Origin of the sequence: Phyllobacterium sp. 21LDTY02-6, from assembly GCF_023554255.2 — a bacterium.
In the GTDB taxonomy this organism is placed as follows: domain Bacteria; phylum Pseudomonadota; class Alphaproteobacteria; order Rhizobiales; family Rhizobiaceae; genus Phyllobacterium.
Window position 1 is genome coordinate 966,518 of the sequence record NZ_JAMJWD020000001.1, and the last position, 17,988, is coordinate 984,505.

A 17,988-nucleotide genomic window follows, 5' to 3' on the forward strand; every position below is an offset into this window, starting at 1 on the left:
AGCGTTAAAGACTGGAGAGCGCCTGCTCGGCCACTGCCTCCAGCATTTCGCGGCTGAAACCGGCCTTGGCCTGCACTGCGATGCCGTGGGAAACAGCCAGGATGAACGCGGCAAGAGCCGCGGGCCTCGCGGTTTCCGGCAGGTCTCCCTCGGCCCTGGCGCGTTCGAAACGCTCGCGCAATTGCACCTCGCCGACCGCGCGGGCGTCGATCAGCGCCTGCCGGATAGGCTCCGCCTCGTCCGATCCCGCCAGCGCGCCATTGATGCCGAGGCAGCCGCGATGCGCGGGGTAGCGCGTATTGAGATCCACCGCATTATAAAGGACATGCGCCGCCACTGAGCGGGCCGTGGGCATCTGCAGCGCTGCCGGGATGAAATCGAGGTAGCGCTCGTAATAACGGTCCAGCGCCTTGCGAAACAGCGCTTCCTTGTTGCCGAAGGCCGAATAGAGCGCAGGCCGTTCCACGCCGGTCGCTTCCGTGAGATCGGCATAGGAGGCGCCCTCATAGCCCTTGCGCCAGAAGACGCACAGCGCTGCCTCCAGTGCTTTTTCCACGTCGAATTCGCGATGCCGGCCCATCAGCCCAATCCAGCCTTTTTCATAACGACCGTTAATAAACCACTTGACAGCACTTGTCCATATTTCATACCAGTCGTTACAATAACGGTCGTTATGAAACCCATCAGCTGTTCCGGAGACGCTGATCCAACAAGGAAATCCATCATGTCGAATCTATTGAAGGGCAAGGTTGCACTGGTCACCGGCGGTTCGCGCGGGCTTGGCGCAGCCATTGCCGAAGCGCTTGCCGATGAGGGTGCGGACGTTGCGATCAGCTACGTCGCGTCGGCGGAAAAGGCCGAGGCCGTGGTTGAAAGGCTGAAGGCGAAAGGTGTGCGGGCCCTGGCGGTCCGCAGCGACCAGGCCGATACGGCCGCCGCGAGGCCGCTGGTCGAAAAGGTGGTTGCGCATTTCGGCAAGCTCGACATCCTCGTCAACAATGCCGCGATCGCGGTGCAGGGCAGGACGGTCGACGATCCGGAGCTCGATACGGTCAATCTCGATCACCAATGGCAGGTCAACGTCATGGGCGCCGTGGCGACGACGCGCGCGGCGGCGGCGGTATTGCCGGATGGCGGCCGCATCATCTTCATCGGCTCGCTCCTCGGCAGCCGCATTCCGTTCGCCGGCGTTGCCGATTATGCCGGCACCAAGTCGGCGATCGCCGGCTATGCCAAGGGCGTCGCGCGCGATCTTGGCGGGCGCAACATCACCGTCAACATAGTGCAGCCCGGCATCATGCCGACGGACATGGCCGCCGAGGTGCGCGACAAGCTCCCGGACGCCATCATGGACCTGCATCCGATCCGCCGGATCGCCACGCTCGAGGAAGTATCCGCCCTCGTCACATTCCTCGCCGGGCCGAACGGCGGCTATATCACCGGCGGAGTGATCGACGTGGCCGGCGGCCTGCAGGTCTGAGCGCTTCTGGCGATTCGTGGAGGGGGTGGGGCACCACTCCCTCCATCTCGGGGTTCAGTGGAGCGAAGTGGCCCTCACACGTGCTTGGTGAGGCCGCCATCGACGCGGATGTTCTGGCCGGTGATATAGCCGGCATCGTCCGAAAGCAGGAAAGCGGCGGTCCTGGCGATCTCCTGCGTCGAGCCGAGGCGTTTCATCGGCACTGCGTTTTCCGTGCCGGGCTTGTGGTCGAGGCTGTCGACGAAACCCGGCAGGAGCGCGTTCATGCGGATATTGTCCGCGCCGTAGCGATCGGCGTAGAGCTTGGTATAGGCGCCGATCGCCGCGCGGTAGACGCAGGATACCGGAAAGACGAGGCTCGGCTCGAAAGCGGCAAAAGTGGTGATGTTCACCCAGGCGCCCTTGCCCTGCCTCAGCATGTAGGGCGTGACCAGCCGCGCCATGCGCACGACGCTCGTCACCATCAGATCATTGCCGAGCGCCCAGTTTTCGTCGGTGATATCGACGAGATCGCCTTTTGGCGGATGGCCCGTATGGTTGACGACCGCATCGATGCGGCCATAGGCCTCGGCCGTCTTCGCCACCAGTGCCTCGAGGTCGGCTGCCTCGCCGGCCGAACCCTTGATGCCGACGCCGCCAAGCTCGCCGGCAAGCTCCACGGCGCTGCCCGATGGCGACATCAGGCCGAGCCGATAGCCGCGCGCATGCAATTCCCGCGCTATGGCCGCGCCCATGCCGCGTCCGCCGCCCGTGATGATCGCTACCGGTGCCTGATTTTCGTCGTTCATGTCACTGCTCTCCATTGATGTCGGATGGCCATGATGTTTCAGACTGGCTCGCTGCCGCAAACGAATTCGATTTGTGCAACGGTCAATCAAATTGAATGCTTGTCGAATGCCATCCATTTTTTGCCCGAATCCGTTGTATAACTCGGCCACCATCGAACGGGGACTGATTCCATGTTGAAAAGATTTGCCATTGGCTGCCTGGCGGCGACGTTTCTCGCGGGCTGCACGACCACCGATCCCTATACGGGCCAGCAGAAGATGTCGAACACGGCCGGCGGTGCGCTGATCGGCGCCGGCGTTGGCGCTCTCGGTGGTCTCGCGGTCGGCGGTGGCGGAAAATCCGGCAGGAACGCCGCGCTGATCGGCGCGGGCATCGGTGCGCTCAGCGGCGGCGCGATCGGCAATTACATGGATCGCCAGGAAGCAGAACTGCGCGCCCAGCTGCAGGGAACCGGCGTTTCGGTGACGCGCGAGGGCGACCGCATCATCCTGAACATGCCGTCCAACATCACGTTCAACACCGATGAGGACCGGGTGAAGCCGGAATTCTACGGCACGCTCGGCTCCGTTGCAGCCGTGCTGCGCAAGTTCGACCGCACCATCGTGGATGTCGCCGGTCATACGGATTCGACCGGCAGCATGCAGCACAACCAGCTGCTTTCCGAGCGCCGCGCGCTCTCCGTTTCCAATTACCTGACGCAGCAGGGCATCGACAATCGCCGCTTCGACGTTCGCGGCTACGGCCCGACCGAGCCCGTGGCCACCAACGCGACGGAAGCGGGCAAGGCTCAGAACCGCCGCGTGGAAATCCAGATCTCGCCGCTCACCTAGTATAGCGGAACGAATTTGACATCGGCCGCCATGGCTGATGTCAGGTTTTTCGAGCGCTAGCCGGCGAGGGACAGCGCTATCTTCGCGCCGAGGCGGGCATTGTTCTCGACGAGCGCAATGTTCGCCACCAGGCTTTCGCCCTTGGTGATGTCCAGCATTGCAGCCAGCAGATAGGGCGTGACCGCCTTGCCGGAAATCCCGTCCCGTTCGGCGCGGGCCAGCGCCTCGCGGATGTGACCGGCCATGATTTCCGCCGGAATCTCGCTCGCCTCGGGAATCGGATTGGCGATCAGCATGCCGCCGACAATGCCGATGGCTTCGCGCGCCTGCTGGAACGCGGCTATCTCCGCCGCATCGTCAAGGCGCAGGGGTGCCTTCAGCGGTGACTGGCGCGACCAGAAGGCAGGGAAGGTGTCAGACCCGTAGACCACGACGGGAACGCCTTTTGTTTCAAGCACTTCCAGCGTTTTCTCAACATCCAGGATTGCCTTGGCGCCGGCCGAGACCACGATGACGGGCGTGCGCCCCAGCTCCTCGAGATCGGCCGAGATGTCGAAGCTCGTCTCGGCGCCCTTGTGGACGCCGCCAATGCCGCCGGTGGCGAAAACCTTGATGCCGGCGAGCTGCGCCGCCAGCATGGTGGCGGCCACGGTGGTGCCGCCCGTCCGCTTCTGCGACAGGGCGAAGGCGAGATCGGCGCGGGAAAGCTTCATCGCGCCCTTGACCTGCGCCAGGGCCTCGCGCTCGGCGTCGGTCAGGCCGATCTTGATGCGACCGTCGATGATGGCGATGGTTGCGGGCACGGCGCCTTCCTCGCGGATGATCGCCTCCACATTGGCGGCCATGCGGCTGTTTTCCGGGTAGGGCATGCCATGGGTGATGATCGTGCTTTCGAGGGCAACGACGGCGCGGCCGGTGGCGAGGGCGGATTTCACCTCCTCGGCAATGTCTATGAATGGATTGAGGGCGTTCATCATGTCTTTCCTTATGCAAGAGGTTCCGCCGGCGGCACTGCGGCGATCGCGGCGGCGAATTGTGATGGGGAGAAGCTTGGGCTGGCGGAGTGGGTCTGCACCGTCAGCATCGATGCGGCGAGGCCCTCCCGGCAGGCGGCGGAAAACGCCGCGCCGCGCAGCAGTGCCGCGATCGTCGCCCCCGCAAGGGCGTCGCCGGCGCCGGTGACATCGGCAATCGCGTCGACTTCCGGCGGCTGGATCGTAAAGGCGCCCCCGGCCGAATAGCCAAGTGCCGCCGCCCCGCCATCGGAAACGAAGGCGCATCGGAGGCCCTTGCCGGCGAGGCTGCGGTGAAGTTCGGCAGGCGGCGCATCGCCGGGCAGGCCGGTCAATGCCAGCGCCTCGCGCCGGTTCATGAACAGGCAGGAGAGGTGCGGGAATACGGGCAGCATGCGCTGGATCTTGGCCGGCGATATGGCAAGCGCATAGAGCGCCTTGCCGGCGCAGAGGCCGGCGAGATATTGCAGCGCCTCGGAGGGAAGGTTGGCGTCGCAGAACACCGCCTGCGCCCGTCCGATCGCATCGCGCACCTTGCGGCGCCGCAATTGCCGGGGCAGCGCCAATTCATAGAGCGCCATATCGGCAATGGCGGCGACGACATCTCCGCGCTCGTCCAGTATGGCGGTATAGCTCGGCGTCGCGCGGTCCATGAAGATCGCGGAACTGTCGATGATCCCGGCTGCGTCGATCGCTGCGGCCACCATCGCACCGGCGGGATCGCCGCCACGAATCGACAGGAGTTCCGCCGCCACGCCGCGCTGGACCGTGAGCCGCAGCGCATTGAACACGCCGCCGCCGGCCTCTTCGCGCATCGTTCCGGGATTCGACGCGCCTGGAATGAAGGGAACGCTGCTTTGCCCGCGGCGATCGAGATGGGCGCCGCCAACTGCAAACAGCAGCGGTTTGGGAGATTTTGCCATGGTGGGTTGATGGTCCGGTGAAAAATGGTGCGCTGCGCAGTTCCTCTACCGTGCCGCGACGCGCCGCGCAATCGAGGGCGATTCGGAAACCCGTTCGCAATTCCCTGCGAGCGAGCCGGTTGCACGCCGCGGCATTTGATCGTAGGCGGTGCAGGCGAAAACTGGAACATTAATAGAACAAAATTCAGTTATCGTTTTATATCAATGGTTTGGTACCCTTGTCATTTGAGAACAAAACAGATACAAATAAGTTCACAGATCGGAACATCCGGACTTCATCGAACTCACAGGGGTGGTGTAACATGGCTCAAAATTCTTTGCGGTTGGTTGAGGGTAATTCGGTGGATAAAACGAAAGCGCTGGATGCGGCTTTGTCGCAGATTGAACGGTCCTTTGGTAAGGGCTCGATCATGCGGCTTGGACGCAATGAGCAGGTGGTCGAGATCGAGACGGTGCCGACGGGTTCGCTGTCGCTCGATATTGCTCTCGGCGTCGGTGGATTGCCCAAGGGGCGCATTGTCGAGATCTACGGGCCTGAAAGCTCGGGCAAGACGACGCTCGCGCTGCATACGATTGCCGAGGCACAGAAGAAGGGCGGCATCTGCGCCTTCGTCGATGCCGAGCACGCGCTTGATCCGGTCTATGCCCGCAAGCTTGGCGTCGATCTCGAAAACCTCTTGATTTCGCAGCCGGATACGGGCGAGCAGGCGCTTGAGATCACCGACACGCTGGTTCGCTCCGGCGCCATCGATGTCCTGGTGGTGGATTCGGTCGCCGCCCTGACGCCGCGCGCCGAAATCGAGGGCGAGATGGGCGATTCGCTGCCCGGCCTCCAGGCACGCCTGATGAGCCAGGCGCTGCGCAAGCTGACGGCCTCGATCTCGCGTTCGAACTGCATGGTCATCTTCATCAATCAGATCCGCATGAAGATCGGCGTCATGTTCGGCTCGCCCGAAACGACGACAGGCGGCAATGCGCTGAAGTTCTACGCCTCGGTGCGCCTCGACATTCGCCGCATCGGCTCGCTGAAGGAGCGCGACGAGGTCGTCGGCAACCAGACCCGCGTCAAGGTCGTGAAGAACAAGCTTGCGCCGCCCTTCAAGCAGGTCGAGTTCGACATCATGTATGGCGAGGGCGTCTCCAAGACGGGTGAACTCGTCGATCTTGGCGTCAAGGCCGGCATCGTCGAGAAGTCCGGCTCCTGGTTCTCCTATAATTCGCAGCGTCTCGGCCAGGGCCGTGACAATGCCAAGCTGTTCCTCAAGGAAAATCCCGAGATCGCCAATGAGATCGAGCTGGCGCTGCGCCAGAATGCCGGCCTCATCGCCGAGCAGATGCTCGACAAGGGACCCGGCGATGTGGAGGATGACGGCCCGGATGTTGCCGAGGCCTGATCGGTCGTAGTGGATTCACTGAAAGGCCCGCTGTACCGCAGCGGGCCTTTTTTGTGGTGTTCCTGTATCCCTGCGATCCCCGATTTCCCCCACGCTGAGCCAACCTCCCTCATACTGAGCTTGGCGAGCCTGCCGAACCACGAAGCACGCACTATCATGGTGCAGCCCTATTTCGAGGGCTGCATTCGACATGATGTGTGGTTCGACGGGCTCTCAGGCTTGAAGGTTTTACCCCGCTGCTCGGGATTTTCTGGACAGGTCGTGGACCTGTCGCTACAAGCGGATCGTTATTTCTCCCGCCGTTTCGGGTCGGGAGCATGGTTTCACGTCGAAGAAGAGTCAGAAGGCAGCGGGCATGAGTGGCGTCAATGAGATACGGTCGATATTTCTGAATTATTTCAAGAAGAACGGCCATGAAATCGTGGCGTCGAGCCCGCTTGTCCCGCGCAATGACCCGACCTTGATGTTCACCAATTCCGGCATGGTGCAGTTCAAGAATGTCTTCACCGGCATGGAGCAGCGGCCCTATAGCCGCGCCACCACGTCACAGAAATGCGTCCGTGCCGGCGGCAAGCACAATGACCTCGACAATGTCGGCTATACGGCGCGGCATCACACTTTCTTCGAGATGCTCGGAAATTTCTCCTTCGGCGATTATTTCAAGGAAGAGGCCATTCATCTCGCATGGAACCTCATCACCAGGGAATATGGGCTGGCGAGCGAGAAGCTGCTCGTCACCGTCTACCACACCGATCATGCCGCGGCCGATCTGTGGAAGAAGATCGCCGGCCTGCCGGACGAGCGCATCATCAGGATCGCGACCAGCGACAATTTCTGGGCGATGGGCGATACCGGTCCCTGCGGCCCCTGTTCGGAGATATTCTACGATCATGGCGAGGATATCTGGGGTGGTCCGCCCGGCAGCGCCGATGAGGATGGCGACCGTTTCATCGAGATATGGAACCTGGTCTTCATGCAGTTCGAGCAGGTGACGAAGGAGCAGCGCATCGATCTGCCGCGTCCGTCGATCGATACCGGCATGGGCCTCGAGCGGGTGGCCGCGGTGCTGCAGGGCGTGCACGACAATTACGATATCGATCTGTTCCGCAGCCTGATCCGGGCGTCGGAGGACGAGACGGGCGTCAAGGCGGAAGGCAAGTTCCGCGCCAGCCATCGCGTCATCGCCGATCATCTGCGTTCGGCAAGCTTCCTGATCGCCGACGGTGTCCTGCCGTCCAATGAGGGGCGCGGCTATGTGCTGCGCCGCATCATGCGTCGCGCCATGCGCCATGCCCAGCTTCTGGGCGCGCGCGACCCGTTGATGTGGCGGCTGCTGCCGACGCTGGTGCGCGAGATGGGGCAGGCCTATCCGGAACTCATCCGCGCCGAAGCGCTGATCTCGGAGACGCTGAAGCTCGAGGAGACGCGGTTCCGCAAGACGCTGGAACGCGGCCTCGGCCTGCTTGGCGAGGCGACGGACAATCTGGGCGAGGGCGACCGGCTCGACGGCGAGACCGCCTTCAAGCTCTATGACACCTATGGTTTTCCGCTCGACCTGACGCAGGATGCCCTGCGCCAGCGCGGCATTGGCGTCGATACCGAAGCGTTCGATGCGGCCATGCAGCGACAGAAGGCGGAGGCGCGCGCCAATTGGGCCGGTTCCGGCGAAACAGCGACGGAAACCGTGTGGTTCTCGGTTCGCGACAAGGCGGGGGCGACCGAATTTCTCGGTTACGAGACGGAGAAGGCCGAGGGCATCATCCAGGCCATCGTCCAGAACGGCTCGATCGTGGAAAGCGCAAACGAGGGCGAACCGGTCTCGATCGTGGTCAACCAGACGCCGTTCTATGGCGAATCGGGCGGCCAGCAGGGCGATACCGGCGTGATTTCGGGCGAGGGCTTCAGCATTCGCATATCGGACACGCAGAAGAAGAATGATGGCGTGTTCGTGCATATCGGCACCGTAGAGAAGGGCAGCGTCAGGAATGGCGCGACTGTCGAACTCGCGGTCGATCATCAGCGCCGCACCCGCATCCGCTCCAACCATTCGGCCACCCATCTCCTGCATGAGGCGCTGCGCGAGACGCTCGGCACGCATGTGGCGCAGAAGGGTTCACTCGTCGCGCCCGATCGCCTGCGGTTCGATTTCTCGCATCCGAAGCCGATCACCGACGGGGAACTCGCGGCCATCGAAGACCTGGCCAATGAGATCGTGTTGCAGAATGCGCCGGTGACGACGCGCCTGATGGCGGTGGACGACGCCATTGCCGAGGGAGCCATGGCGCTCTTCGGCGAAAAGTATGGCGATGAGGTGCGCGTGGTTTCGATGGGAACGGCGCTGCACGGCGAAAAGGCCGGCAAGATCTATTCGACCGAGCTCTGCGGCGGCACCCATGTGCGCGCCACCGGTGATATCGGGCTTATCCGGGTGGTCTCGGAAGGTGCGGTCGCGTCCGGCGTGCGGCGCCTCGAAGCGCTGACCGGCGAGGCGGCCCGCCGCTATCTCGAAGAGCAGGATGATCGCCTCAAATCGATCGCGGGCGCATTGAAATCGACTCCGGCCGAGGCCTTGAACCGCGTCAATGCCCTGATCGAGGAGCGGCGCAAGCTGGAGCGGGAATTGACCGAGGCCCGCCGGCAATTGGCGCTTGGCGGCTCCGGTGGCGGAAGCGCCGCCGAAGAGGTCAATGGCGTCGGCTTCATCGGCAAGGTGGTTACCGGCGTCAGTCCACGCGACCTGAAGCCGCTCGCGGACGAAGCCAAGTCATCGGTCGGCTCCGGCGTGGTGGTCTTCATCGGCGTCTCGGAAGATGGCAAGGCCAGCGCGGTGGTCGGCGTCACCGACGATCTCGTCGGCAAATACAGCGCCGTCGATCTCGTGCGCGTCGCTTCTGCCACGCTTGGCGGTGCCGGCGGCGGCGGTCGTCCCGATATGGCACAGGCCGGCGGACCGGATGGCAGCAAGGCGGAAGAGGCGGTTGCCGCCGTTCGCTCGGCGCTCGCTGCCTGATCTGAACGCGCGGCGGCTCGCGGCGGGAGGCGTCCTGCCGCCGCCGGAGTCCCGGCCAGACAGGACGATCCGGGACGGGCGATCAGGCCGCTTCGGAACGCAGTTGCCGGCCGATCAGTTCTCCGAGACGCGCCATGCCGGTGTCGATGGCCTCGGCACCGGGCAATGAAAAGTTCAGCCTTATGGTGTTGCGCCCGCTGCCATCCGCATGGAACGCCGCGCCCGGCACGAAAGCGACGCGGATCTCCTCGATCGATTGCGCCAGCAGCGCCGCCCCGTCCAGTGCTTCCGGCAAGGTCAGCCAGACGAACATGCCGCCCTCGGGCCGGGTCCAGCTCACGCCGGCGGGCATATATCTCTCAAGCGCCGCCAGCAGCAGGTCCCGGCGGTTTCGATAGGCGGTGCAGGCCTTCTCGACCTGCTCGTCGAAATGCTTCTCAGCCACCCGGTGAATGACCATCTGGTTGATCGTCGGGCTATGAAGATCGGCCGCCTGCTTGATCAGGACCAGCTTGCCGATGATCGGCTTTGCCGCGCACACCCAGCCGACGCGCATTCCCGGCGTCAGCGTCTTGGAGAAACTGCCGGAATAGATCACGCGGCTGTTTTCGATGCCGCCATGCTTCTCGATGTCGAGCGCCAGCATCGGGGCGATCCTCTCGCCGTCGAAGCGCAAGGCCTGATAGGCGGCGTCCTCGATCAGCGGAATGTCCAGTTCGTGAGCCAGATCGACCAGCCGCAGACGCTCCTCCCTGCCAAGCGTTTCGCCGGTCGGATTGCAGAAATCGGCGGTGAGATAGGCAAGCTTGACCTCGCCGCCGAGCGTCGTGGCGTGCTGGCGATAGATATCCGGCGTCATGTTGCCATGCGGGCTGAGCCGGTCGTAATGCGGCTCATAGGCATTGAATGCCTGCAGCGCGCCGAGATAGGTCGGCCAGGTGGTGAGGATCGTATCGCCCGGCGAAATGAACAGCTTGCCGAGATAGTCGAGTGCCTGCTGCGAACCCGTTGTGATGACGATATTGTCGATGCTGCAGGCGACGCCGAGCGAGGCCATGTGCGCCGCCAGCCATTCGCGCAGCGGGCGATAGCCCTCGCTCACGGAATATTGCAGCGCGGCGCCGGCATTTTCGTCGAGCAGGGCGCTGTAGGCTTCCTTGATGGCGTCCTTCGGGAAGAGGGCCGGGTCCGGAATGCCGCCGGCAAACGAGATGATGTCCGGCTGATCGAGCAGCTTGAGCAGCTCGCGAACCTCCGATGCCTTCATTTTGTTGACGCGCGTGGAATATCTGTCATTGCGCATTCGCAATCCTCCCGATGAATGACAGCACTCGACCGTAAAGCCGAGAATAAGTCAATATTGCTGACGTATTTTATGACGGGAGTATGATTCGATGCGCGTCGCGGCGACGCGGCAGGGCTGCAATTGCCCCGGGCAGTATGGAAAGGGATGGTCGAGCATCGGGCCCGACCATCCTTCATTTCGCTGATCAGGCTGCCATGGCCTTGGAAAGGTTGGCGTTGATCTTGTCGAGGAAGCCAGTGGTCGAGAGCCAGGGCTGGTCCGGACCGATGAGGAGCGCCAGATCCTTGGTCATGAAGCCTGCCTCGACCGTATCGACGCAGACCTTTTCCAGCGTCTGGGCGAACCGTGCGAGTTCCGCATTGTCGTCGAGCTTGGCGCGATGGGCGAGGCCGCGGGTCCAGGCGAAGATGGAAGCGATGGAGTTGGTGGAGGTCTCCTCGCCCTTCTGGTGCTGGCGGTAATGGCGGGTCACGGTGCCGTGGGCAGCTTCCGCCTCGACAGTCTGGCCATCCGGCGTCATCAGCACCGAGGTCATCAGGCCGAGCGAGCCGAAGCCCTGCGCCACGATGTCGGACTGCACGTCGCCGTCGTAGTTCTTGCAGGCCCAGACATAGCCGCCGGACCATTTCAGCGCGGAGGCAACCATGTCGTCGATCAGGCGGTGCTCGTAATGAATCTTCTTGGCGGCGAACTTGTCCTTGAACTCCGCGTCGAAAATCTCCTGGAAGATATCCTTGAAGCGGCCGTCATAGGCCTTGAGGATCGTGTTCTTGGTCGACAGATAGCAGGGAACGCCGCGATTATAGGCGTAGTTGAACGATGCGCGGGCGAAATCGCGGATCGAATCGTCCAGATTGTACATCGCCATCGCGACACCGGCGCCGGGTGCATCGAAGACGTCATGTTCGATGGTCTGGCCGTCTTCGCCCACGAACTTGATGGTGAGCTTGCCCTTGCCGGGGAACCTGAAATCCGTCGCGCGGTACTGGTCGCCGAAGGCATGGCGGCCGACGATGATCGGCTGCGTCCAGCCCGGAACCAGGCGGGGAACGTTCTTGGCGATGATCGGCTCGCGGAAGATGACGCCGCCGAGGATGTTGCGGATGGTGCCGTTCGGCGACTTCCACATCTTCTTCAGCTTGAATTCCTCGACGCGCTGCTCATCCGGCGTGATCGTGGCGCATTTGACGCCGACGCCATATTGCTTGATGGCATTGGCCGCATCGATGGTCACCTGGTCGTCGGTTGCATCCCGGTGTTCGATGCCAAGATCGAAATATTTCAGGTCGATATCGAGGTAAGGATGGATCAGCTTTTCCTTGATATATTGCCAGATGATGCGGGTCATCTCATCGCCGTCGAGTTCGACGACAGGATTTGCAACCTTGATCTTTGCCATGGATAGTCAGCCTCTGTTTTGCTGGGGAGTGGTATGTCAGCATCGGTTTTTAATGAGGGTTCGCGCCCCTATAGCACTGCCTTCGCCGAACGCAAAGGCGCAGTCTGCGCCTTTCGCGCAAAGAGCAAGATTGCCCGCCGAAAAAACGCGGGTTATGAGGGCGCCGATCAATGCAGGAAATGAAAATGGCCGGAACAGACAGACATCGCACGCTCATAGCCGAAGGCCCGGCCATCATTCTGGTCGAGCCGCAGCTGCCCGAAAATATCGGCATGGTGGCGCGGGCGATGGCGAATTTCGGATTGGCGGAGCTGCGGCTCGTCAAGCCGCGCGAGGCCTTCCCGAACGAGAAGGCGCGCGCCGCCGCCAGCCGCGCCGACCACATCATCGATGCGGCGCAGGTCTTCGACGATCTGGCGACGGCGGTGGCAGACCTCAATTTCGTCTACGCCACCACTGCGCGCGAGCGCGATGCCTACAAGCAGGTGCGTGGGCCGGTGGAAGCGGGCGAGGCGCTGCGCAAGCGCTTCGACAGCGGGCAGAAGACCGGAATTCTCTTTGGCCGCGAACGCTTCGGACTTAATAATGACGAGATCAGCCTCGCAGATGAACTCGTCACCTTTCCGGTCAATCCGGCATTCTCGTCGCTGAACATCGCGCAGGCTGTACTGCTTATGTCGTATGAATGGATGAAGTCCGGACTGGAGAAAGCCACGGACACCGCATTCCGCGGGCCGGAGCTGGAGCCGGCGCCGAAGGAGCAATTGCAGGGATTCTTCGACCATCTCGAAGAGGCATTGCAGGCGCGGGGCTATTTCCGGCCCATGGCGCGCAAGGAAATCATGGTCAACAATCTGCGTGGCGTCCTGACCCGCGCCGGCTTTTCGGAATCCGAACTGAAGCTCCTGCGCGGCGTGCTCGTCTCGCTCGATCATTTCAGCCCGAAGACGCCGCGGGGCGCTGGAGCACCGGAAGGACGCAAGCGCCAGCCACGCATCGAGACGGCGGAGAACGAGGATGAATAGGACGATCGATGCCGAAGGGAGCGGAGCTGCTGCCTCGCTCGAGCGCGATGATCTTCCCGGCCAGCGCATGGAGCGCCCGATCATTGCATTCGACAGCGGCGTGGGCGGCCTGACCGTGCTGCGGGAGGCGCGGGTGCTGATGCCCGACCGCCGGTTCGTCTATATCGCCGACGATGCGGGGTTTCCCTATGGCGACTGGGAGGAAGAGGGGTTGCGCCAGCGCATCCTCGCGCTGTTCGAGGGTTTCATCGAAACCTATGATCCGGAGCTGGTCATCATCCCCTGCAATACGGCCTCGACGCTGGTGCTGGACGATCTGCGCAAGGCCTTTCCCGCCGTGCCTTTCGTCGGCACCGTACCCGCCATCAAGCCGGCGGCGGAGCGCACTTCGTCGGGCCTGATAAGCGTGCTGGCGACGCCCGGTACGGTGAAACGCGCCTATACGCGCGATCTGATCCAATCCTTTGCCGCAAAGTGCCATGTGCGGCTGGTCGGCAGCCAGAACCTTGCGCGGATGGCGGAATTGCACATGCGCGGCGAACTCGTCGACGACGAGGCGGTGCGGGCGGAAATCGCTCCCTGCTTCTACAGCAATGACGGACGGCGCACCGATATCGTCGTGCTCGCCTGCACCCATTATCCGTTTCTGGTCAATGTCTTCCGACGCCTCGCGCCCTGGCCGGTCGATTGGCTCGATCCGGCAGAGGCGATAGCGCGGCGTGCGCTGTCGCTGCTGAAGCCGAGGGAAGGCGGCGGCGAGCCGGAACATGGCGACGATATCGCCGTTTTCACCTCCGGCAAGCCGGATTTCGCGGTTCGCCGCCTATTGCACGGGTTCGGCCTTAACAACGTCTGATTTCAGCGCCTTGCGGATTTCCGGCGCAACCCTCGTGCCGTAGAGTTCGATGGCCTTCAGCGTCTCCTTGTGCGGCAGGCTGCCAAGATCGATCTGCAGCATGAAGCGGTCATGGCGGAAATAGCTGTGCTGGAGCAGGATCTTGTCGATCACTTCCTGCGGCGAGCCGACCAGCAGCGCACCGCGCGGCGAGCGGCCGGCTTCATAGTGCTGGCGATTGCTGGGCGGCCAGCCGCGCTCGCGGCCTATCTTGTTCATCACGACCTCATATGAGGGCCAATATTGGTCGGCGGCGCCCTTCGACGTCTCGCCGACATAGCCATGCGAATTGATGCTGACCTTCAACGTCTCGGCGGCATGTCCCGCCTTGGCTCCAGCCTCGCGGTAGAGTTCGACCAGCGGCGAGAAACGGTGCGGTTCGCCGCCGATGATGGCAATGGCGAGCGGGAGACCGAGCGTACCCGCGCGGATGACCGATGCCGGCGTGCCGCCAACGGCGATCCAGACGGGCAGGGGATTTTGCAGCGGCCGGGGATAGACGCCGAGATTGTCGATCGGCGCCCGCAGGCGGCCGCGCCAGCTCACATGCTCGCTTTCGCGCAGCTTGAGCAGAAGATCGAGCTTTTCGGCGAAAAGCTCGTCATAATCATTGAGGTCATGGCCGAAAAGCGGGAAGGATTCGATGAACGAACCGCGTCCGGCCATGATCTCGGCCCGGCCGGAGGAAATCAGGTCCAGCGTCGCATATTCCTGGAACACGCGCACCGGATCGTCCGAGCTCAGCACCGTGACTGCGCTGGTGAGGCGGATATTCTTCGTGCGGGCGGCCCCGGCGGCAAGGGCGACCGCAGGCGTCGAGATCACGAAATCCGGCCGATGATGCTCGCCGATGCCGAAGACGTCGAGACCGACCTGGTCGGCCAGTTCCATTTCCTCGATGAGGTTCTGCATGCGCTGGTGCGCGTCGATCGCCACGCCGCTGGTGGGATCGGGAGCCATTCCCGCAAATGTATAGATGCCGAGTTCCATGCTGGCGTTCTTCCTGCCTGACTGCTTTGCCCTAAGGTAGGGGCAGTTGCGCAAAGAATGAAGAACGCACGCATTGGTGGCTGAGGCACCCGGAAGTTACTGCCCCGGCGGCGGTCAGTTCATGCGGGTCAGCACCGCCTCGAACTGTTCCAGCGCCCAGTCCACCTGATCCCGCTCGATGATCAGCGGCGGCGCGATGCGGATCGTATCGCGATGCGTATCCTTGGCGAGGATGCCGCGCTCCTTCAGGGCGTAGCAGAACTGGTTGGCGCCGCCGGCCTCCGGATGAAGCTCGATCGCCAGCATGAGACCGCGGCCGCGCACTTCGCGCACGACATTGCTGCGGATGGTCTTCAACTGCTCGAGGAAATAGGCGCCCTCGCGGCGGGAATTCTCGATCATGCCTTGCTCGGTGAGCACCCGCAGGGCGGCGCGGGCGATGGCGCAGGCCAGCGGATTGCCGCCAAAGGTGCTGCCATGCTGGCCGGGTTTCAGAACACCGAGCACGTCGCTGTTGGAAAGTACCGCCGAGACCGGATAGAAGCCGCCGGAAAGCGCCTTGCCGATCAGCGTGACATCGGCCTCGATGCCCTCATGTTCTTCGGCGAGCAGGGCCCCCGTCCGGCCAAGGCCGGTCTGGATCTCGTCGAGGATGAGGGTGACATTGTTCCGGGTGCACAATTCGCGCACCTTCTGGAAATAGCCTGCCGGCGGAATGATCACGCCGGCTTCGCCCTGGATCGGTTCAACGAGAAACGCTACCGTATTCGGGGTTATCGCCGCTTCGAAGGCGGCGAGATCGCCGAAGGGCACCACGCGGAAGCCGGGCGCGAAGGGGCCGAAATTCTCGCGGGCCGAAGGATCGGTGCTGAAGCCGACGATGCCCATGGTGCGGCCGTGGAAATTGTCGGAACAGACAATGATCTCGGCAGCGTTTTCGGCAATGCCCTTCACTTCATAGCCCCATTTGCGCACGGCCTTTATCGCCGTTTCCACCGCTTCCGCGCCGCTGTTCATGGGCAATATCTTGTGGGAGCCGGTCAGGCTGGCGACTTCCTCGTAGAACAGCGCCAGCTGGTCGTTGCGGAAGGCACGGGAGGTCAGCGTCAGCTTTCCGGCCTGTTCCACCATCGCTTTCAGGATTTTCGGGTGGCAATGGCCCTGATTGACCGCCGAATAGGCGGAAAGGCAGTCGAGATATCGCTTCCCATCCATATCCCAGACATGGACGCCTTCGCCCCGTTCGAGAACGACGTCGAGCGGCTTGTAATTGTGCGCGCCGAGGCGGGCTTCCGTGGAAATGAGATGGGCGGCGGTGTGTAGCAAGATGTCCTCCAGTCCTAGTTGGTCAATGCGCCTGCCGCTCGGCCGGGCAGTGTCGGGCGGTCGAATATGGAGCGTCCGAACATGCTGGCGACGAGATCGACGAGCAGCAGGGCGCTCTTTCCGCGTTCGTCGAGAAACGGGTTCAGTTCGACCACATCGAGCGAACAGACGAGGCCGGAATCATGCAGCATTTCCATTGCCAGATGCGCCTCGCGATAGGTCGCGCCGCCCGGAACGGTGGTGCCTACGCCCGGCGCGAGCGAGGGGTCGACGAAATCCACGTCGAGGCTGACGTGAAGCACGCCATTGGCGCGTTCGACCCGCTCGATGATCTTGCGCAGGAGCGTCGGCAGGCCGACCTCGTCGATCCGGCGCATGTCGATCACGTCTATGCCGCGATCCCGCAGCAGCACGCGCTCGCTGGCATCGATCGAACGGATGCCGAAGAGGTGCAGATTGCCCGGCTTTATCAAGCCGTGCGGCGTGTCGCCATGGACGAATTCCAGGCCGGGTTCGCCGCAAAGCAGCGCGGCGGACATGCCGTGCATGTTGCCGGACGGCGAGGTGAGCGGCGTATTGAAATCCGAATGGGCATCAAGCCATAGAACGAACAATTCGCGCCCCGCTTCGGCGCAGTGGCGGGCGACGCCGCTGATCGAACCCATGGAAAGGCTGTGGTCGCCGCCGAGTATGATCGGAAGCGCTCCCGCCTGCATGGCGGCATGGGTTTCAACCGCCAGAAGCCGCGACCAGGCCGAAATCCGCTCCCTGTAATGGGCAAGACCTTCGATCGGCGGCAGTTGCGGCAATTGTTGCGGCAGGCGCAGATCGCCGCGATCGTCGACCGGATGGCCAAGTTCCTTCAATGTGTGGATGAGACCGGCAGTACGGAGGGCGGCGGGGCCCATCAACGCGCCGGGCCGGCCGGCGCCCTCGTCGATCGGCGCCCCGATGATGGTGAGGAGCTGTTTGTGGTGCTCTTCGAAAGTCCCGCGTGAATCCCGTGAATCCATTGAATGCCGCTTTCCCCGTCAATGCCGATGCTGCCGGGATTGTGGCATGTTGGGCTGCTGACAAAAAGGCGGCATCCTGATAGAAATGACAGGCATACTATGCAATTTGCTCAATCATTTTAGCCAAAGTGACAGATCATGGACGATACGGACCGTAGAATACTGGCTCTGATGCGGGACGATTGCCGCGTGCCGTTGTCGTCGATGGCGACGATTCTCGGCATATCGCGTGCCACGGTTCGCAGCCGTATCGACAGGATGGTGGATGACGGCACGATCCAGGGCTTCACCGTCAATCTGCGGGCTGGAGCCGGCCTTTACGGCGTCCGGGCGATTGCAATGGTCGAAGTTGCGGGTCAGGCGGCCGAAAAGGTCGTGCGCCGCCTCCAGGGTTTCCCGGAGATCAAGGCGCTGCACACCACCAATGGCCGCTGGGATATCGTCGCGGAGATCGAGGTGGAGACGCTCGAGGCATTCGACAAGACCCTGCGCGACATCCGGCATATTGACGGAATCACCTCAACGGAGACAAGTATTCTCCTGTCGACACGCAAAAGCGGCTAGAATTGCGGCCGGCGCGGTATTCGAGGAGAAC

The 17,988-nt window shown here is 62.8% G+C and carries 16 protein-coding genes; 7 read left to right on the forward strand and 9 right to left on the reverse strand.

Annotated elements, in window-relative coordinates:
* Positions 1–4 precede the first annotated feature (4 nt).
* Positions 5–580 (reverse strand): TetR/AcrR family transcriptional regulator, encoded by a 576-nt coding sequence (locus M8997_RS04660; protein WP_250014168.1) that lies wholly within the window; start codon positions 578–580, stop codon positions 5–7.
* A 144-nt stretch (positions 581–724) separates the two neighbouring features.
* Here M8997_RS04660 and M8997_RS04665 point away from each other — a divergent pair, with 144 nt between their 5' ends.
* Positions 725–1,480, forward strand: a complete 756-nt coding sequence (locus M8997_RS04665; protein ID WP_250014169.1) for an SDR family NAD(P)-dependent oxidoreductase — start codon at positions 725–727, stop codon at positions 1,478–1,480.
* A gap of 74 nt (positions 1,481–1,554) precedes the next feature.
* Here M8997_RS04665 and M8997_RS04670 read toward each other — a convergent pair whose 3' ends face one another.
* Positions 1,555–2,268 (reverse strand): SDR family oxidoreductase, encoded by a 714-nt coding sequence (locus M8997_RS04670; protein ID WP_250014170.1) that lies wholly within the window; start codon positions 2,266–2,268, stop codon positions 1,555–1,557.
* Between the two features lie 171 nt (positions 2,269–2,439).
* Here M8997_RS04670 and M8997_RS04675 point away from each other — a divergent pair, with 171 nt between their 5' ends.
* Positions 2,440–3,099 carry an OmpA family protein gene (locus M8997_RS04675; protein WP_250014171.1) on the forward strand — a complete coding sequence of 220 codons (660 nt, stop codon included), beginning with the start codon at positions 2,440–2,442 and terminating at the stop codon, positions 3,097–3,099.
* A 56-nt stretch (positions 3,100–3,155) separates the two neighbouring features.
* On the opposite strand, the gene M8997_RS04680 is transcribed toward M8997_RS04675, so the two are convergent.
* A complete protein-coding gene (locus M8997_RS04680) occupies positions 3,156–4,076 on the reverse strand; it encodes a pseudouridine-5'-phosphate glycosidase (protein ID WP_250014172.1) in 921 nt (306 codons plus the stop codon).
* A gap of 8 nt (positions 4,077–4,084) precedes the next feature.
* Positions 4,085–5,035, reverse strand: coding sequence for a carbohydrate kinase family protein (locus M8997_RS04685; protein WP_250014173.1), 951 nt, complete (start codon positions 5,033–5,035; stop codon positions 4,085–4,087).
* A 302-nt stretch (positions 5,036–5,337) separates the two neighbouring features.
* On the opposite strand from M8997_RS04685, the gene recA reads away from it, so the two are divergent.
* Complete coding sequence (gene recA, locus M8997_RS04690; RefSeq protein WP_250014174.1) at positions 5,338–6,429, forward strand: recombinase RecA; 1,092 nt, start codon at positions 5,338–5,340, stop codon at positions 6,427–6,429.
* 355 nt (positions 6,430–6,784) lie between these two features.
* Positions 6,785–9,439 (forward strand): alanine--tRNA ligase, encoded by a 2,655-nt coding sequence (gene alaS / locus M8997_RS04695; protein ID WP_250014176.1) that lies wholly within the window; start codon positions 6,785–6,787, stop codon positions 9,437–9,439.
* An 82-nt stretch (positions 9,440–9,521) separates the two neighbouring features.
* On the opposite strand, the gene M8997_RS04700 is transcribed toward alaS, so the two are convergent.
* Both M8997_RS04700 and M8997_RS04705 read right to left on the reverse strand, forming a co-directional pair.
* On the reverse strand, positions 9,522–10,742 hold the full coding sequence (locus M8997_RS04700; RefSeq protein WP_250014178.1) for a PLP-dependent aminotransferase family protein: 1,221 nt from the start codon (positions 10,740–10,742) through the stop codon (positions 9,522–9,524).
* Between the two features lie 187 nt (positions 10,743–10,929).
* Positions 10,930–12,144: an NADP-dependent isocitrate dehydrogenase gene (locus M8997_RS04705; RefSeq protein ID WP_250014180.1), complete on the reverse strand. Its 1,215-nt coding sequence runs from the start codon at positions 12,142–12,144 to the stop codon at positions 10,930–10,932.
* Positions 12,145–12,329: 185 nt separating this feature from the next.
* On the opposite strand from M8997_RS04705, the gene M8997_RS04710 reads away from it, so the two are divergent.
* Together M8997_RS04710 and murI are read left to right on the forward strand one after the other, a co-directional pair.
* Positions 12,330–13,169: an RNA methyltransferase gene (locus M8997_RS04710; protein ID WP_250014181.1), complete on the forward strand. Its 840-nt coding sequence runs from the start codon at positions 12,330–12,332 to the stop codon at positions 13,167–13,169.
* Between the two features lie 67 nt (positions 13,170–13,236).
* Positions 13,237–14,025 carry a glutamate racemase gene (gene murI / locus M8997_RS04715; RefSeq protein WP_250014404.1) on the forward strand — a complete coding sequence of 263 codons (789 nt, stop codon included), beginning with the start codon at positions 13,237–13,239 and terminating at the stop codon, positions 14,023–14,025.
* On the opposite strand, the gene M8997_RS04720 is transcribed toward murI, so the two are convergent.
* The 3 genes from M8997_RS04720 to rocF form a co-directional block, all read right to left on the reverse strand.
* Positions 13,993–15,054: an LLM class flavin-dependent oxidoreductase gene (locus M8997_RS04720; RefSeq protein ID WP_250014182.1), complete on the reverse strand. Its 1,062-nt coding sequence runs from the start codon at positions 15,052–15,054 to the stop codon at positions 13,993–13,995. The two genes, murI and M8997_RS04720, sit on opposite strands and share 33 nt — an antisense overlap.
* Before the next feature lie 114 nt (positions 15,055–15,168).
* The gene (gene rocD / locus M8997_RS04725) at positions 15,169–16,380 is read right to left on the reverse strand and encodes an ornithine--oxo-acid transaminase (RefSeq protein ID WP_250014183.1); all 1,212 of its coding nucleotides are present in this window, start codon (positions 16,378–16,380) and stop codon (positions 15,169–15,171) included.
* 14 nt (positions 16,381–16,394) lie between these two features.
* Positions 16,395–17,393, reverse strand: coding sequence for an arginase (gene rocF, locus M8997_RS04730; protein WP_250014184.1), 999 nt, complete (start codon positions 17,391–17,393; stop codon positions 16,395–16,397).
* A gap of 138 nt (positions 17,394–17,531) precedes the next feature.
* On the opposite strand from rocF, the gene M8997_RS04735 reads away from it, so the two are divergent.
* A complete protein-coding gene (locus M8997_RS04735; RefSeq protein ID WP_250014185.1) occupies positions 17,532–17,957 on the forward strand; it encodes an Lrp/AsnC family transcriptional regulator in 426 nt (141 codons plus the stop codon).
* Positions 17,958–17,988 lie beyond the last annotated feature (31 nt).

Coding starts and splice junctions, on each gene's coding strand:
- M8997_RS04705 (WP_250014180.1), bottom strand. CDS start 12,144: ATGGCAAAGATCAAGGTTGCAAATCCTGTCGTCGAACTCGACGGCGAT.
- murI (WP_250014404.1), top strand. CDS start 13,237: ATGGAGCGCCCGATCATTGCATTCGACAGCGGCGTGGGCGGCCTGACC.
- M8997_RS04665 (WP_250014169.1), top strand. CDS start 725: ATGTCGAATCTATTGAAGGGCAAGGTTGCACTGGTCACCGGCGGTTCG.
- M8997_RS04670 (WP_250014170.1), bottom strand. CDS start 2,268: ATGAACGACGAAAATCAGGCACCGGTAGCGATCATCACGGGCGGCGGA.
- M8997_RS04720 (WP_250014182.1), bottom strand. CDS start 15,054: ATGGAACTCGGCATCTATACATTTGCGGGAATGGCTCCCGATCCCACC.
- rocF (WP_250014184.1), bottom strand. CDS start 17,393: ATGGATTCACGGGATTCACGCGGGACTTTCGAAGAGCACCACAAACAG.
- M8997_RS04710 (WP_250014181.1), top strand. CDS start 12,330: ATGGCCGGAACAGACAGACATCGCACGCTCATAGCCGAAGGCCCGGCC.
- M8997_RS04735 (WP_250014185.1), top strand. CDS start 17,532: ATGGACGATACGGACCGTAGAATACTGGCTCTGATGCGGGACGATTGC.
- M8997_RS04660 (WP_250014168.1), bottom strand. CDS start 580: ATGGGCCGGCATCGCGAATTCGACGTGGAAAAAGCACTGGAGGCAGCG.
- M8997_RS04685 (WP_250014173.1), bottom strand. CDS start 5,035: ATGGCAAAATCTCCCAAACCGCTGCTGTTTGCAGTTGGCGGCGCCCAT.
- M8997_RS04680 (WP_250014172.1), bottom strand. CDS start 4,076: ATGATGAACGCCCTCAATCCATTCATAGACATTGCCGAGGAGGTGAAA.
- alaS (WP_250014176.1), top strand. CDS start 6,785: ATGAGTGGCGTCAATGAGATACGGTCGATATTTCTGAATTATTTCAAG.
- M8997_RS04700 (WP_250014178.1), bottom strand. CDS start 10,742: ATGCGCAATGACAGATATTCCACGCGCGTCAACAAAATGAAGGCATCG.
- recA (WP_250014174.1), top strand. CDS start 5,338: ATGGCTCAAAATTCTTTGCGGTTGGTTGAGGGTAATTCGGTGGATAAA.
- M8997_RS04675 (WP_250014171.1), top strand. CDS start 2,440: ATGTTGAAAAGATTTGCCATTGGCTGCCTGGCGGCGACGTTTCTCGCG.